The organism is Pseudomonas sp. LBUM1658 (genome assembly GCF_059716055.1).
In genome coordinates this window covers 2,610,498-2,625,347 of record NZ_CP166798.1, presented here as the reverse complement: position 1 = coordinate 2,625,347, position 14,850 = coordinate 2,610,498, and the positions used below count along the sequence as shown (strand labels likewise).

Annotated in this window: 15 protein-coding genes; 7 read left to right on the top strand and 8 right to left on the bottom strand. The window is 59.5% G+C overall.

Translation table 11 applies throughout. From position 1 onward, the window contains the following. The first annotated feature begins 36 nt into the window (after positions 1-36). On the top strand, positions 37-1,704 hold the full coding sequence (locus ACA064_RS12125) for a DUF1254 domain-containing protein (protein WP_497458392.1): 1,668 nt from the start codon (positions 37-39) through the stop codon (positions 1,702-1,704). A 476-nt stretch (positions 1,705-2,180) separates the two neighbouring features. On the opposite strand, the gene ACA064_RS12120 is transcribed toward ACA064_RS12125, so the two are convergent. Beyond that, positions 2,181-2,615, bottom strand: a complete 435-nt coding sequence (locus ACA064_RS12120) for a GFA family protein (protein ID WP_497673559.1) — start codon at positions 2,613-2,615, stop codon at positions 2,181-2,183. Positions 2,616-2,686: 71 nt separating this feature from the next. After that, positions 2,687-3,628: a carbon-nitrogen hydrolase family protein gene (locus ACA064_RS12115; RefSeq protein ID WP_497673558.1), complete on the bottom strand. Its 942-nt coding sequence runs from the start codon at positions 3,626-3,628 to the stop codon at positions 2,687-2,689. Positions 3,629-3,732: 104 nt separating this feature from the next. Between ACA064_RS12115 and ACA064_RS12110 the strand changes: the two genes are divergently transcribed. Next, positions 3,733-4,416 (top strand): winged helix-turn-helix transcriptional regulator, encoded by a 684-nt coding sequence (locus tag ACA064_RS12110; RefSeq protein WP_497673557.1) that lies wholly within the window; start codon positions 3,733-3,735, stop codon positions 4,414-4,416. A 62-nt stretch (positions 4,417-4,478) separates the two neighbouring features. Here the strand turns inward: ACA064_RS12110 and gfa are convergent, their stop codons facing one another. Together gfa and ACA064_RS12100 are read right to left on the bottom strand one after the other, a co-directional pair. After that, positions 4,479-5,057: an S-(hydroxymethyl)glutathione synthase gene (gfa, locus tag ACA064_RS12105; RefSeq protein ID WP_497673556.1), complete on the bottom strand. Its 579-nt coding sequence runs from the start codon at positions 5,055-5,057 to the stop codon at positions 4,479-4,481. Positions 5,058-5,375: 318 nt separating this feature from the next. Continuing rightward, entirely contained in the window at positions 5,376-5,612 is a 237-nt protein-coding gene (locus tag ACA064_RS12100; protein WP_461970250.1) for a hypothetical protein, read from the bottom strand. A 427-nt stretch (positions 5,613-6,039) separates the two neighbouring features. On the opposite strand from ACA064_RS12100, the gene ACA064_RS12095 reads away from it, so the two are divergent. Both ACA064_RS12095 and ACA064_RS12090 read left to right on the top strand, forming a co-directional pair. Continuing rightward, positions 6,040-6,690: a DUF2459 domain-containing protein gene (locus tag ACA064_RS12095; protein ID WP_497674231.1), complete on the top strand. Its 651-nt coding sequence runs from the start codon at positions 6,040-6,042 to the stop codon at positions 6,688-6,690. 45 nt (positions 6,691-6,735) lie between these two features. Next, entirely contained in the window at positions 6,736-7,398 is a 663-nt protein-coding gene (locus tag ACA064_RS12090; RefSeq protein ID WP_497673555.1) for an AraC family transcriptional regulator, read from the top strand. Positions 7,399-7,442: 44 nt separating this feature from the next. Here ACA064_RS12090 and ACA064_RS12085 read toward each other — a convergent pair whose 3' ends face one another. The 3 genes from ACA064_RS12085 to ACA064_RS12075 are packed head-to-tail and all read right to left on the bottom strand — an operon-like array spanning position 7,443 to position 9,591. Beyond that, complete coding sequence (locus ACA064_RS12085) at positions 7,443-8,420, bottom strand: saccharopine dehydrogenase family protein (RefSeq protein ID WP_497673554.1); 978 nt, start codon at positions 8,418-8,420, stop codon at positions 7,443-7,445. Further along, entirely contained in the window at positions 8,417-8,818 is a 402-nt protein-coding gene (locus ACA064_RS12080; RefSeq protein ID WP_497673553.1) for a VOC family protein, read from the bottom strand. Before ACA064_RS12080 ends, ACA064_RS12085 begins: the two co-directional genes overlap by 4 nt. A 29-nt stretch (positions 8,819-8,847) precedes the next feature. Beyond that, entirely contained in the window at positions 8,848-9,591 is a 744-nt protein-coding gene (locus tag ACA064_RS12075) for an SDR family NAD(P)-dependent oxidoreductase (RefSeq protein ID WP_497673552.1), read from the bottom strand. Positions 9,592-9,729: 138 nt separating this feature from the next. Between ACA064_RS12075 and ACA064_RS12070 the strand changes: the two genes are divergently transcribed. Beyond that, complete coding sequence (locus ACA064_RS12070) at positions 9,730-10,623, top strand: AraC family transcriptional regulator (RefSeq protein ID WP_497673551.1); 894 nt, start codon at positions 9,730-9,732, stop codon at positions 10,621-10,623. Positions 10,624-10,706: 83 nt separating this feature from the next. Here the strand turns inward: ACA064_RS12070 and ACA064_RS12065 are convergent, their stop codons facing one another. Further along, entirely contained in the window at positions 10,707-11,321 is a 615-nt protein-coding gene (locus tag ACA064_RS12065; protein WP_497673550.1) for an eCIS core domain-containing protein, read from the bottom strand. A 651-nt stretch (positions 11,322-11,972) separates the two neighbouring features. Here ACA064_RS12065 and ACA064_RS12060 point away from each other — a divergent pair. Next, positions 11,973-13,130 (top strand): M20 aminoacylase family protein, encoded by a 1,158-nt coding sequence (locus ACA064_RS12060; protein ID WP_497673549.1) that lies wholly within the window; start codon positions 11,973-11,975, stop codon positions 13,128-13,130. A gap of 42 nt (positions 13,131-13,172) precedes the next feature. Next, a complete protein-coding gene (locus tag ACA064_RS12055; protein WP_497673548.1) occupies positions 13,173-14,828 on the top strand; it encodes a sodium:solute symporter family transporter in 1,656 nt (551 codons plus the stop codon). The last annotated feature ends 22 nt before the right edge of the window (positions 14,829-14,850 follow it).

Below are 14,850 nucleotides of genomic sequence, written 5' to 3'. Positions count from 1 at the left end.
GCAGCTCAACAAAGACGCACTGAAAGGAATCAACCAATGAAAATAACCAATCGCACTTTCATTAACGGGGTGTTGGCTGCCGTGCTCGTCGCCACCGTCATCATCGTCGCGGATGAAGCTACAGCCCAGACATCCTCCGCAATCCCTCCGGCAATCACCACGCCCGACCAGATCCAGACGAGTCTCGGCACGCTCGAGTTCAAAGACGGCGCGCCGAGCAAAGAGACCGTCGCCAAGATCTACGACAACCTCGACCTGATGCACGGCGTCGAGGCGTTCGTGAACGCTTACCAAGGCGCGTCGGTGGCGGCCATCTTCAAAGGCTTCAACGAGGCCGGCGTTCCGAACAACACTGCCCTGATCTGGTCGGAGCTGATGGACTCAAAGTCCCTGTTCCTAACTGCCAATGCAGACACCATCTATTTCTGGGTCAATCTGGATGTCACCAATGGACCACTGGTGGTCGAGACGCCTCCGATGTCACTCGGCGTCATCGACGACATCTGGTTCCGCTGGGTGACCGACATCGGACTGCCAGGGCCGGACCGAGGCGAGGGCGGGAGATATCTACTGGTGCCGCCTGACTACAAAGGCATACTTCCGGAGAACGGTTACTTCGTGAACAGGCTGCGCACGAACCGAGCGACGATGTTAGGCCGGTCATTCCTCGAGAACGATGACCCCAAGCCTGCGGTTGCACTCATCAAGAGGACGCTCAAGGTCTACCCTTATGTACCGGGCGGCTACGGCACGAGCATTGGCTCGGCACTTGAAGGTAAAGCCACGCTGCTGCGCACCCCGGAGCACAAACTGGAATGGTCCTTCCTCAAGCCCCCGCCGCCGGTGAAGTTCACCGAAGGCAGCGGCAAGGTCATGACCACCATTCCGCCGAGCGACTTCAGCTACTTCGAAATGATCAATGATCTGGTCCAGAAGGAGCCGGAGGGTTCCTTCGATCCGGAGATCATGGGTTCGCTGGCCGCAATCGGCATCGTCAAGGGCAAGCCTTTCAATCCGGATACGCGGATGAAGAAAATCCTGACCGATGCGGCGGCCATCGGATCGGCCACGGGTCGAACCCTGGGCTGGAATGCGCGCCCATCCGAGGGATGGTTTTACTATCCCGGCTCCGCCTGGACGAACATGCTCTTTGCCGGCGGTTACAACTTCGAAACGCCGCCGCCACAGGTCAGCGCGGACGGCACCATCACACCCTACCCGCCCACCGGTTATCGCATGCTCAACGCGCGCACGGGGTTCTTCTTCTACGCCACCGGCATCACCCCAGCGATGGTTATGCGGCTGACGGGCATCGGCTCGCAATACCTCGCCGCGTTTGTGGATTCCAAGGGCGAATACTTCGATGGGAGCAAGACCTACAAGATGACGCTCCCGCCGAAGATCCCGGCGGAGAAGTTCTGGTCCCTGACACTCTACGACAATCAGAGCCGCTCGATGCTCGACACGCCGCAGCGCTACCCGCGTGCGGGCAGCCAGAGTTATCCGACGCCCGCCGCCGTGGCGAACTCCGATGGCTCCACGACCGTGTACTTCGCCCCGAGTAAGCCAGCAGAGGTCAGCGACGGCAACTGGATACAGACCGTTCCGGGTAAAGGCTGGAGCACGATCCTGCGCTTCTACAGCCCGCTTGAATCGTTCTTTACGAAAGAGTGGCGGCCGAGCGAGGTCGAACTGGTGCGGTGAGACAAAGTCACGGTCAGCACCACCGCTCGGGCGGTGCTGACCGTGATGTTGTTCCTACTGAAAGGAGGGGAAATGTTGCGAGGCTGGGGCTTTCGCGTGGCGGTGACGTTACTGTTTCCACGCTGATGGGTAGATCAACACGACTGCGATTTGTAGGCGAAATCGATAGGTTGAAATCGACGCTTACTGATTGATACGAATGACCGCTTGGGGTCGTTTTAAGCCGGTCGCGACAGGCAGAAATCGGCCAAAATCAGCCGGTCATGAAGACAACAATCGGAGCCTTATACGCCTGTCCGCATATCCTTTTCAAAATCAGTGGTTGCGAGAGACAGCTCATCAAGCTCTAGCTGGATCTAAATTCAAAAATCGCCCTTTAGGGAGTGATGGACGGTCCAAAATCCGCAAAATTCTACGTTGTGTTTTTTTCACGTTCCAATGCTTCCTTCCACGCTGGGCCAAAAGCCTTGCTAGCGCTATTCGTCCACGCTGATGCCCGATCCCCCTAATTCGTTGGGGACATCCTTCAGCTTGGGCAATCCATCTTTGATGCGCAGCACGGTCTCCTGATAGTGGACGTGAACGCCTGGCGAGTACGCGAGATCCGGGATGACCGCGGCATACACGTCGATGAGCCCCATCCCGGGGTGTTCGGTGAAGAGGTGCCCGCCGCACGTCTTGCACCACTTGCGGTAACTCTGCGGTGTCTTGTTGTAGGTGCCGATGTTGTCAGCACCCCGCGTCACTTGTACCGCCTCGGGTTTCCACAGCGTGAAGGCATTGACCGGCCCTGCTGACCAATGCCGACACGACTCGCAATGGCAATAGCCCATCCCGGTCGGCTCGCCGCTGACGGTGAACTCGACTGCGCCGCAAAAACAACTGCCCTTGTAAGACCGTTCAATGCTCATGAATGACTCCTTGATCAATTGTCAGGCGAACCCGCCGGACATGGCATGGATCGCCTGAACGTTACCTGCCTTCACCCGTCGATGTAGCGCACTACTGTCGCCGGCGTGCGCCGCACCTGCAGTTCGAAAATGTCAGGGCGCGCGTAGTGGCCGGTGACGTCGAGCGCTCGCCGCGCTGGCGCCACGAGTGAGACGTCGATGTCCGCATACAGAATGCCTGCCTCTCGGTGCAATGGACCGGCCACGACCCGGCCTTGCGGATTGACCACCACCGAGTCGCCGTCGTTGATCCATTCGTCCGGATCGGGAAACAGTTGCATACGAGCCGGGAAGTCGTCGGGGATGTCACTGCCGCGCAGCGAGGTGCCACTGCCGAGCACCCAGCAGCGGCCTTCGAGTGCAATGTGACGCATCGTGCTGATCCAGCCGTCGCCCGTGTCGTACGTGGGGGCGACGTAGATTTCCACCCCTTGGGCATACAGTGAATAGCGTGCCAGCGGCATGTAGTTTTCCCAGCAGATGAGTGCACCCACGCGACCGACCGGTGTATCGACCGTACGCAAACCGGAGGCATCACCGAAGCCATGCACCATGCGCTCGGGATTGGTTGGCATCAGCTTGCGGTGTCGGTTGAGCACGGCGCCGTTCGCGCCGATAACGACTACGCTGTTATAGAGCGTGCCGCCTCCATTGCGCCGGTCGCACTCATTGATGCCGCACACGATCGTCACGGCGTGAACCCTGGCGGCCTCGCACAATTGGCTCAGGTCACCGTTGGTGATATCGACGGCGTTGGCCAGCAACCGCGCGTGCAACTGGCCCATTACAGCCCCGTCCTTTCCCGCCGCCAGCCGCCAGATCCACGACGGGTAACCGGGAATGTACGATTCGGGCAAAACGATCAGCGAGGCTCCCGCCGCCGCAGCCTCTGCGACCGATTGCACGGCCCGGGCGATCGTCGCGCTGCGATCGAGCAGCACGGGCGGGCGCTGAATGATGGCTACTTTTGTCATGGCGTTCTCCTTTGGCGGTTGGCTTTCGGAGGCTTCAGCGTGCGCGTGGCGAAGTCGCGGGGCTAGTTCAAAATCTGAAGTGTTGCAGTTGCGGAGTCCAGGCGATGGAAGAAAGCTACGGTCAGTTCTGCACGGTCGCGCGCGGTGCTGAAGCGCTGTGCGAGCGCTGGACACCTTTGGTCGTGCGCGAGCTGCTGTGCGGCAGCAAGCGCTTCAATGAACTGCACCGCGGCGTGCCCCGGATGTCCACCGGCCTGCTGGCACAGCGGCTGCGCCATCTGGAAGATATCGGTGTCGTGCATCGCACGGCCGCAGGCAAAGTCTGGGAGTACGGCCTGACCGAGGCGGGCGAGGAATTGCGCCCCATCATAATGGCGCTAGGCCATTGGGGCGCGCGCTGGATCGGCAGTCGCCTTCGCGATGACGAACTCGATGCAGGCTTGCTGATGTGGGACGTGCGCCGGTTCGTGCGCATTGAGACGTTCCCGTCCCGACCGGTGATCATCCACTTCAGGTTCCGCGACGCGCGCCCCGGCGAGCAAGCGTGGTGGCTCGTGGTTGAACAGGGTGTGGCAGACCTGTGCCGCGACGACCCCGGACGCGAACTGACGCTCGTCGTGGACTCCAGCGTGCGCGCGTTGACCGAGGTGTGGACTGGCGACCGTACACCGCGGGAGGTTCTTCAGTCGCGAGAGCTGCGTGTAGACGGCGCCGTGCAGGATGCGCAAAACCTGTGGCGCTGGCTTGGCACGAGCGCGTTCGCGGGTACCCGGAGCGCTGCACGCTAGCCCCAGATACATCTGCGGGACGTCGACAAGGTGCTCATCGACACCCCGAGCACAAATGGGGGTTAACGGGATGCGATAACACCATTCAACTTCGCCACTTGCGTAGCCAATGCGTCCATGAGATCTGGCGACAAGCAATCATAAGGTTCCAAACCGAGCGCGCGCAGTTTTTCGCGAATTTCCTTCATATCCTCCGGTGGGGTGCCGGTTTCGATGATCGACGAAACGAAGGCTGCAAAGCCTGGTGCAGCCCACCCTTTTTGCGGAGATAGCTCGGTATGCACGAAGTCCAGGCCATAGAACCCATGGTCTTTGTTTTCGATGCGGCCATACATATGTGCATGGCACTCTTTGCAGGCATGTCGCTGAATAGCCGCGCGCTCGTCGACGATAACCAGCTTCTCAGCGTTCGCGATGACGCTGACTTTATCGCGGGGAACAACTGCAATAACCGCGAATTTCGCACCTGCGGGCTTCCAGCATTTGCTGCAGCCACAGGCGTGATTGTGCAGGGTCTGGGCGTCAATCCTGATTTCAACCTTATCGGTCGGACACAGGCATTGCAGGGTACCGCCAGAGAAGTTTGCAGAGCTTGGCTCTATTCCGTTATCCAACGAAGGATGAAGTTTCAGGTTGCTCATGATAAACCTCCAGTATCAGGGAGTATTCGAACCGAATCTGGTGCCTCAGCTCCAGGGTGCGGATCAGTATTTGATAACGGTGCGGATCGATTTGCCTTTATGCATTAGATCGAAGGCCTCATTGATTCGTTCAAGTGGCATGGTCGGCATAGTTGGCATAGTTGGCATAGTTGGCATAGTCAATTTCAACATGATTACGATCGTAGTTTGGGGCCGCGGAAATTGGACGAGCCTCACTGGTAGGTCAACCAGTCCACCTGCTCAGCCCCCTCGTGGCTTCCACTTATCGGCGCGCGTTGCCGGTCGCTGCACCTGGCATCAACTGGGTTGATCGACGACCTTAATCTGCGTCAGCCCTACCAGCTCAGCCTGCTCTAAAATCTCCTCCGGCGTCGCGTCCGCAGTGGGCATGATCAGGCTGTTCTCTCCATCCCCAAAATGCAGCTGTAGCAGGTGCATCGCCGCCTCGTGTACGGGCAGCTGAGGCTGCTTGAATTCGAACATGTGTGTGCGGGGCTCGCCGTTGAACAGGTATTCCAGGGTGTATTTGCGCATGGTGGGATCCTCGTATGGGAGAAGTGCAGCTGACCACCCTGACTTAATAGTCAGCTTTTAGCTCAACTGCTCGGCTTTACCCTGTTCATGCAGACCCCGATTTTTGGTTATCGAGGAGCTATATATACGCATCGGTACGTCGGCACGCACTTGAACGTCTGCGCATCCAAGGGGTTACCACGATTGCCCTTCTACTGCCGAAGCCCAGAAGGTCGGGGCGTGTGTGCGGCGGGGCTTTCCTATTCAGGGACGCTCATTCGTCTCGACATCCAGGTCAAAGCACCTTACTTCCTGAAAGCCTCGACGACTAACCGGCCGTGCGGCCCACGAATGCCTGCTTGGGGGGCGAGCCAGCTTCTATGCTTGTATACAGCGCCCCTGCCGGGGTTTTCCCACGTTTCGTTATCGAGCCTCCAAGCCCTTGTGTATGCGCATTGTAGTGCTGGCCTTGGTCCTGACGCTGTTCGGCTGTGCTACCGCGTCGAGCCCGCCGAGGGGCGAGGACGGCGGTTGGCGCTCCTTCTATGTAGTGAATCATGGCCTGCATACCGGGTTGGCGATTGCGCGCCCCGATCTGCTTCAGGTGCTTCCCGCACTGGCCGAAGAGTTCGGCGACGGCGACTTCGTTGAGTTCGGCTGGGGTGACGAGGGCTTTTACCGGGCCCCACAGGCCACCTTGAGCCTCGCCCTGCGGGCCTTGTTCGGGTCGACAGCAACCGTGCTGCATGTGGTCAAGATTGCCGGGGACCCCAGGCGGCGTTTCGCCGCAAGCGAGGTCATCGAGGTGCGGGTGACGGAGGACGGCTACCGGCGACTGCTCGCGTTCGTGGCCGGGACCTTCACCCACTCCGCTGCGGGCACCTTGGCGTCGCTCGGGCCTGGCCTGTATGGCGAGAGCCGGTTCTACCAGGCCAAGGGCAGCTATTCGCTGTTCTATACCTGCAATACCTGGGTCGCAGAGGCGCTGGCCGCGAGCAGCTGCCCAATATCGCCTACAGCGGTGGTTACGGCGGGGAACGTCATGTCGCAGTTGCGCCGGGCGACAGCGGCCGGTGCATCTTGCCTGGCTACCCGCTAACCCGCGCCTGACAAGTGGACGGACACCGGGCTGCCGCGCGTGGCGATGATCCACGCCGAGGCGTGTGCGAGTCAGGTTTATCAGCCGATGGTGCACTTGGTGCTTCAGGGCGCGAAAACCTTGTCCATCGGCGATCAGGTTTTGCGGTACTTACCGATCACCTATTTCCTGGTGCCTGTGGATGTGCCCGCCACCGGCGAGATTCACCCGAGCGGGCCAGGCCTGCCCTATCTTGCGATCAGCCTGACCCTGGACCCGAACGTCATCGCCACGCTGCTGACAGGTGAGACCATGACGGCCGAGCAGCCAACCACGAGTCGCTTTTCTGCGGTGACGGCACACGCTGAAATGATTGATGCGTGGTTGCGCATGCTGCGGCTGATGGACCGCCCAAACGAAGCGGCGGTACTGGCGCCGATGATTGAGCGAGAAATTCTGTTTCGAGTTTTGCAAGGACCGTTAGGACCAATGCTGCGTGAAATCGCTCGCCCGGATGGCCGTCTGGCGCAGATCCGCCGTGCTACCCAATGGATCCGTGAGCACTACACCGAACCCTTTCGCGTGGAGCCACTCGCGACAATGACCGATATGAGCGTCGAAAGCGCATCGCAATTCAGCCGTGAATATGCACGCCTGTTCGGGATGCCTCCGGCGCGTGCCGCGGCCAGGTTCAGAGCGCCCATTGCTTCTGGAGCGGCGTCGCCTTGAACGCAACGGCATTCGATGAGCACGAAACCGAGCGTTGTCGCGCCCTAAAAATCTGTGATTGTCGTCCCTGCAATCGTCTCCGCGAATCCGGCGCCAAACACCCGCGCAGGCGTTTCAAAGCCTGGTCGCCGCTCACCGTGCAGCACTCGGCGCGCAGCCTCCACAGCAGCCAACGGTGTGTAGGTGTAGCCGTTGACGGTCTCGATCACTGAACGCGCACTTGTGCCGTCAGCGCCAATGACTTCAGCCACGGCGCGTGCGCGGTGGGCTTCACGCTGCTCCGCACTTGGGCCATCGGGAAGTTGTGAGAGATCACCTTCAGGAAAGGCATCACCGGTGATGTGCACGAACATGGAAATGTTGGGAATGCCGGTGGAGTGCCAACCGGTCACCAGGTCACCGAAAGACAGTGGCGCGCACAGTGCCGGGCCGTCGCCAAAATCGAAGTGCTGAGGCTTCGTATCCGGGGTTGCGACCAGCAGTCCTTCCACTCGTGCCAAAAGGCCCGCGCCAATGATCTCGCTGACACTCAACGCTGATCCCCGTGACATGGAGCCTGCGACCTGTAGCGCCACCTTCAGGGCCTGCGGATCCTGCACACGGCGAGCGACATGCATTGCCAGGCAGTCTGTCGGCACCACGTCCCAGCCGACCCCGGGCAGTAACATGACACCCGCCTCGGCCGCCTGAGCGCCAAGCCGTTCCGCCAGCCGATAGACATTGATCTCGGCCGTGATGTCCAGATAGTCGACCCCAACCTTGATACAGGCCTGCATCAACGCGTCTGCCGTCTGAGCGAAAGGCCCTGCGAAGTTCAGCAGCACGCCGATGCCTTCCAGCGATTCTGCTGCCTGGTTATCAGGAGTGAACACTCGATAAGGTACGCCCAATTGCGCAGCGAGAGACTCCAGACTTTCTCCATTGCGGCCAGCGATCACAACGTCCAGCCCCTGCGCTTTGGCATGCTCGGCAGCCATGCGACCGGTATAGCCGGTCGCCCCGTAGATCATTAATTTATTCATTGGGCGTGCTGCCAGTTTTTGTAGACGAATTCGAGGCTGTAACCGTCCGGGTCAAGGACATTGGCGGCGTAATAATTCGGGTCGTAATGCAGACGTGCGCCAGGTGCACCGTTGTCTACAGCGCCATTCTCCATAGCCGCCGCGTAAGCTGCGTTGACCTCGGCCTTGCTGTTCGCCACGAAGCCAACATGAACCGCCCGCCCCTCCACAACACCCTCGCGCAACCAGAAAAACACCCGCCCATTGGCACCGAAGCCCTTGAGGTCCGGGTGACCGGGCGGACCGTCCTTGCCGTCGTAATCAAGTCTGCCGGTAATGCCAAGCGGGGTCAGTGTCGCCGTGTAGAAACGGATGGAACGATCAACGTCGCTTACCGAGATAAAAATATGATCAAGCATTGCGGTTGCCTCGCTTTTCAGATGCTGATTTAGATGAAATACCCGCCCGCGACTTCAATAGTCTGAGCATTAATCCAGCGCCCTTCTTCGGACAGCAGCATGGTGATAACGCGAGCTACGTCCTCTGGCTCGCCCACCCGGCCAAGGGCGGTTTGCGATGCGAGTAAAGCTTCGAATTCGTCATTCAAACCACCACCCAGTTCGGTGCGAATCGCCCCCGGCGAGACGGCGTTGGCACGGATGCGCCGAGGGCCGAACTCTTTGGCCATGTAACGAGTCAACACGTCGAGTCCACCCTTGAAAGCCGCGTAAGGCGCAACGCCCGCAGTGGCCACTCGGGTCGTGGCGCTGGTCAGGTTGACGATGCTGGCGCCCTCTTCCATCAGCGGCAGCAAGGCTTGAGTCAGAAAAAACGGACCTTTGAGGTGAACGTTCAGCAAGCCGTCAAACTGCGCCTCGGTGACCGACTCCAAGGGATTGAACAAGCCATGGCCCGCGTTGTTCACCAGACCGCCGAGCGTTGTCACACCCCAGGTTGACTGCAAGGTCAGTCGCACCGCTTCTCGGAAACTGTCGAAACGGTTCACATCGGCAACGTCCAGTTCAAGCGCCACGGCCTTGCCGCCCGCTGCCTGGATACGCTGGATGACGGCGGTTGCCGAATCAGCATGGCTCTTGTAGGTCAGGATGACCCCCATGCCGCGCCGAACACAATGTTCGGCCGTGCTGGCGCCGATGCCCCGGCTGCCACCGGTGATGACGATAACGCTCATGCGCTGCTCCAATGTCACTGAGATGAGTCACCACAGTAACCATCGCCTTCGCAACGCACGCAGCCGTTCCTACTCGAATCCTGCCTGTTTCTGCTTTTTGCTTGCCTGGGCGTATCAGCCTGGGTTCAGATGTTCCCCATGACAAACCAACTGAATGAACTTCGCTCGCTGGCTTCCCGTGCCGAAAACCGCCGCACGGAGACGGGCATCCCGCGTGTAGCCATGGTCCAGGGCGAAATCCCCGAACACCTGCTGGCCGCCGTTTACGACCCGATGATCAACCTGATCCTGCAAGGCAGCAAATCAATGACCATCGGCGACCGCACACTTCGCTATGACCCGGCAACTTACTTCGTCATGTCCATCGAGTTGCCTGCGGTCGGTCAAGTACACCCTGCCTCTTCCGGTGAGCCTTACCTGGCGGTCAGCCTGACACTCGACCCGACAGTCCTGGCGACCCTATTGGCCGACCTGCCAAAGCCCATCGGACAATACGACAAGGATGCAGGCTTTTCGGTAGCCGCCGTGACGCCCGACTTGATGGATGCCTGGGTGCGCATGCTTCGATTGATGACCCGGCCTGAAGAAATTGCGGCCCTGGCGCCTGTATACGAACGGGAGATTTTGTACCGTGTTTTACAAGGCCCACACGGCTGGATGCTGCGGGATATCGCGGCACCCGATAGCGCCATGGCTCGGGTCAGCCTGGCCATTCAGTACATTCGCCGGGAGTTTTCTGAGTCCATCCGGGTGGAGACACTGGCACAACGCGCTGCGATGAGCGTGTCAGCCTTTCACCGTCACTTCAAAGCCGTCACCGCGCTGAGCCCGTTGCAGTATCAAAAAAGGGTTCGCTTGCTTCAGGCACGGACGCTGCTGGTGGCCAACGCCAAAAGTGTTACTAACGCAGCGTTTGAGGTCGGCTATGAAAGCGCTACCCAGTTCAGCCGCGATTACGCACGGGTATTTGGCTTACCACCGGCACGAGATGCAGCAAGGATTCTTGGGGAAACCCGAGGCGAGAGAAGATAGGAAAAAAATGACTGTTAACCAGTCAGGTAGTGGGTCGGCCTGGCAGTCGTTCTTTATCAGCACCAAGCTATAGGGCCAAGAGATCAATGTTTGAATGGATCGATAGCCGTCCCTTCCCGCACCAACTGTCTGACCTCAGCCTGTATGGCATAAGCCGGCGCCTCCACAGCATCGAAATCTTGTGTATACCGCTGGGCAAATCCTTCTACCCCCCATTCCTGATACTGCTGCACATGCTTTAATTCGTGAGCCCAGAGCGCGATGTTCTGTTCTGCGGTTTGAGCGTCCCGGAAGAGGATGATGTCGATCAGCGTCACGGCACCGACATCGGGGTTTTGCAGCATGGCAGTGGCGGCGCTGAATTGGCCGTTGTCGCTAACTTTGTAGCGCGCGGTATCGAGGACGCTGGGGTCGTACCAGCGCAGCAGTTGCTCCCGGATGTGCGGTGGAATGGGTTGGATGCCGGCGTTGGCTGCTTCAGCGCGGGCTTGGGTCAGCCACAGCGCCAGGGCAGGTGCCGCGATCTGGTAGATGCCATCAGGCAGGGGGCCGAGCAGCTGTCCCACGTCTGGCAGGCAGATGCAGCCGTCCAGGCACACTTGTTTCTCGCCAGCTGGGCAGACGTTGGTCTGGGCTGGCACTTCAAGAGTCAGGCAAAGAACAAACAGCGCCACCAGGCGCGTAGTGATGGGCGACATTGGGCGCTCCAGGGACGGCGCAGCGCGAAAAGTGGGTCACAATTGATCGACGACCCGCATAGCTTTAGCGTAGTCCCGAACTAAGCGCCCCCAAGATAATCGCAGGAAGCGACAGACCACTGTTTCCTGCGAGTCCCCCCACTTTAGTAGACATGCGTCCGTAACAGCTCTTGGCTGGTGACTCCCGCTCGTCGTGACCGGCAGAGGTCGGCCAAAAACGGTCCGTCGCTCAAGAAAATCGTCGTTTGCTGGCGAATCGAGTCCCTCTATCATTTCGATCGGCGACGATTCCCATCTATGCCAGTTGGATCAGTCGCGACAGTCCTTTCGGAGCGATTGCTGCCGGTCATACCCAACCGAAATCGTCCAACAGCAGATCTTAAAATCAAGCTAGCTCGCACGCCGATCTGTCGTGAACTTAAAACCGAGATCGACGGGATGAGTTTGAGGCGGTATCGATGATATCTAGCCTGATCGGTAGCTCTCGACCAGATAGTTGAACCGCCGATGACTACAGGATGCATCGGCTATGCAAAGTACGCATAGCTACGCCTGAAGTTTGCATTGGTCCAAGGCATTTACGGTGCGGCATGATGCGGGCAAGAGTTGGCCAGCTCTACTCTCTGCCTCCAAGTCTAAGGATCCATTCATATGACTATTTGCCCTGAAATCCAAGCCCTGGCCACCGATATGCGCGTCTGGCGCCAACAGATTCACAGCCAGCCGGAAATCGCCTTCAAGGAACACAGAACCGCTAACTTCGTCGCCACACATCTGCGCTCATGGGATATCGAAACCCATACCGGTATCGGCCAGACCGGCGTCGTTGGGGTGATCCATGGCAGCCTTGGCCCTGGGCCGAGTATCGCCTTTCGCGCCGACATGGATGCGTTGCCCATTGTCGAGGAAGGTCAGCCCTCCTATCGCTCCCAGCATCAGGGGATATTCCATGGCTGCGGTCACGATGGTCATACCGCCATCCTGCTGGGCACGGCCCGCCTCCTGGCCCAGAAGCGGCATTTTCGCGGCAAGGTGGTGCTGATTTTCCAACCCGCCGAGGAGATTATCCAAGGCAGTCTGGCCATGCTTGAGGATGGCTTGCTGCAACGCTTTCCCTTCGACGAAATCTATTCCCTGCACAACCACCCTGCTCTGCCTGCGGGCACCATCGGCGTGCGCACCGGTGGCCTCATGGCCTCGGTGGACTTTTTCTCGATCCGCATCACTGGCGTGGGCAGCCACGGCGGTATGCCGCACCTGAGCGTCGATCCGATCGTCATCGGCTCGAACCTGGTCGGTGCCCTGCAAAGCATCGTCAGTCGCAACGTCGATCCGGTGGAAAGCTCAGTCATCAGTGTCTGCCGCTTCCAGGCGGGAGAGACGAACAACGTCATCCCGGAGTTCGCCCTGCTCGATGGCACCGTGCGCACCCTGTCCACCCGCGTTCGTCAGCAGGTCATTGAGCGCATGCACGAGGTCTGCCAGGGACTGGCACTGAGTTATCAGTGTCAAATCGATATGACGCTGTCCAACAGCACTCCGCCGGTGGTCAACAGTGCGGATCATACCCGGTACGTGATTAGCGCCGCGCACAGCGTGGTCGGGGCCCACAACCTGATCGACAACGTTGCCCCAATCATGGCGGGCGATGATGTCGCGGTGTTTCTCCAGGAACGTCCCGGCTGCCATTTCCTGCTGGGGCAGGACGGCCACATGTGTCACCACCCACACTATGACTTCAATGATGATGTGGCGAGCATCGGCGTCGCCATGTTCGAGCAATTGGTGCGCTTGCGGCTCGGCGCCTGATGAGACAACAACAACAACAACACAATAGCCCTGGAGCCCGGCATGACACCCAGAACTCTGCCTGCTTGTCTTTCACTACTGCTCTTACTGCTTTCGAACCCCGCCAGTGCGGCTACTGGCAGTAGTTACACCGCCAACTGGCATACGCTGGTGCCCTTTTTCCTGCTGATTACACTGACCCTCGGCATCACCCGCTGGGCCAGCCGTCGTAACGGCAGCGCCGCTGACTACTACAACGCTGGCGGCGGCATCACCCCCTTGCAAAACGGCTTCGCCTTGGCTGGCGACTATATGTCAGCCTCGACCTTTCTCGGCGCTGTGGCCATGCAGGCCCTGTACGGCTATGACAGCCTGATCTATGGGGTCGGCACCCTGGTCGGCTGGCCGATCCTGCTGTTCCTGGTGGCCGAACCCTTGCGCAATCTTGGCCATTACACCCTATCGGACGTGGTCTCGTTCCGCCTGCAAAAGCGCCCGGTGCATCTGCTGACCGCCGCCAACTCCCTGGTCATCGTGCTGTTCTACCTGGTGGTGCAGATGGTCGGTGCCGGCAAACTGATCCAACTGCTGTTCGGTACGCCCTACCTGTTCTCGGTGGGTATGGTCGGCCTTCTGGTGTTGTTTTATGTGCTTGTCGGCGGCATGCTGGCCACCACCTGGGTGCAAATCATCAAGGCTCTGTTGATTCTGGCGATCGGCAGCTTCCTGTGTTTCATGGTGCTGAAAAGTGTGGGTTTCAGTGGCAACCAGTTGCTCGATAGAGTGGTCCATGCCTATCCCCAGGGCTTGGCCGTGCTGGCCCCCAGCAAGCTGATCGCCGACCCGATAGATGCCATTTCCCTGGGGGTCTCGCTGATCTTCGGCATGGTCGGCCTGCCCCACATCCTGATCCGCTTCTTCACCGTCAAGAATGGCGCCGCCGCCCGCCAGTCGGCCTTCTACGCCACCTGCATCATTGCCTACTTCTACACCTTGCTGGTGGTGATCGGCGCGGGGGCGGCGATCTTCGTCATAGGCAACCCCGCATTTCTCGACGCCGGCAGCCAGGTCCTTATCGGCGGTAACAATATGGCGGCCATGCACTTGGGTACGTTCTTTGGCGGCGAACTGTTCCTGGGGGTGATGTCTGCCGTGGCCTTCGCCACTATCCTCGCGGTAGTCGCCGGCCTGACCATCTCCGGTGCTTCGGCGGTCAGCCATGATATCTACACTCACCTGTTCAACCAGCAAAAAAACGATCCCCAACGGGAGCTGAAAATTTTCCGGAGTGCCAGCGTCATCCTGATCGTCGTCGCCCTGCTGCTCTCGCAATTGGTGCAGAACCTGAACATCAGCTTCCTCGCGGGCCTGGTGTTCGCGATTGCCGCAAGTACCAACTTTCCGATGCTGATCCTGTCGATCTTCTGGCGCGACCTGACCACCCGCGGAGTGGTCGCCGCCTGCCTGTGCGGGCTCGTCACCTCAGTGGGCCTGTTGATACTGGGGCCGACGATCTGGGTCGGTGTGCTGGGGCACGATACGGCGATCTTCCCCTATTCCAACCCGGCGCTGTTCTCCATGAGCCTGGCCTTTTTCGCCGCCTGGGTCGCCTCGGTTACCGACCGCAGTCCATCGGCCCAAGCCGAACGCGCCAGGTTCGATGCCCAGCACTACCGCTCGCTGACCGGTATCAACGCCAGCAACGCCGTGGCTCACTAACCCCCAACTGCAAACGAGGTAT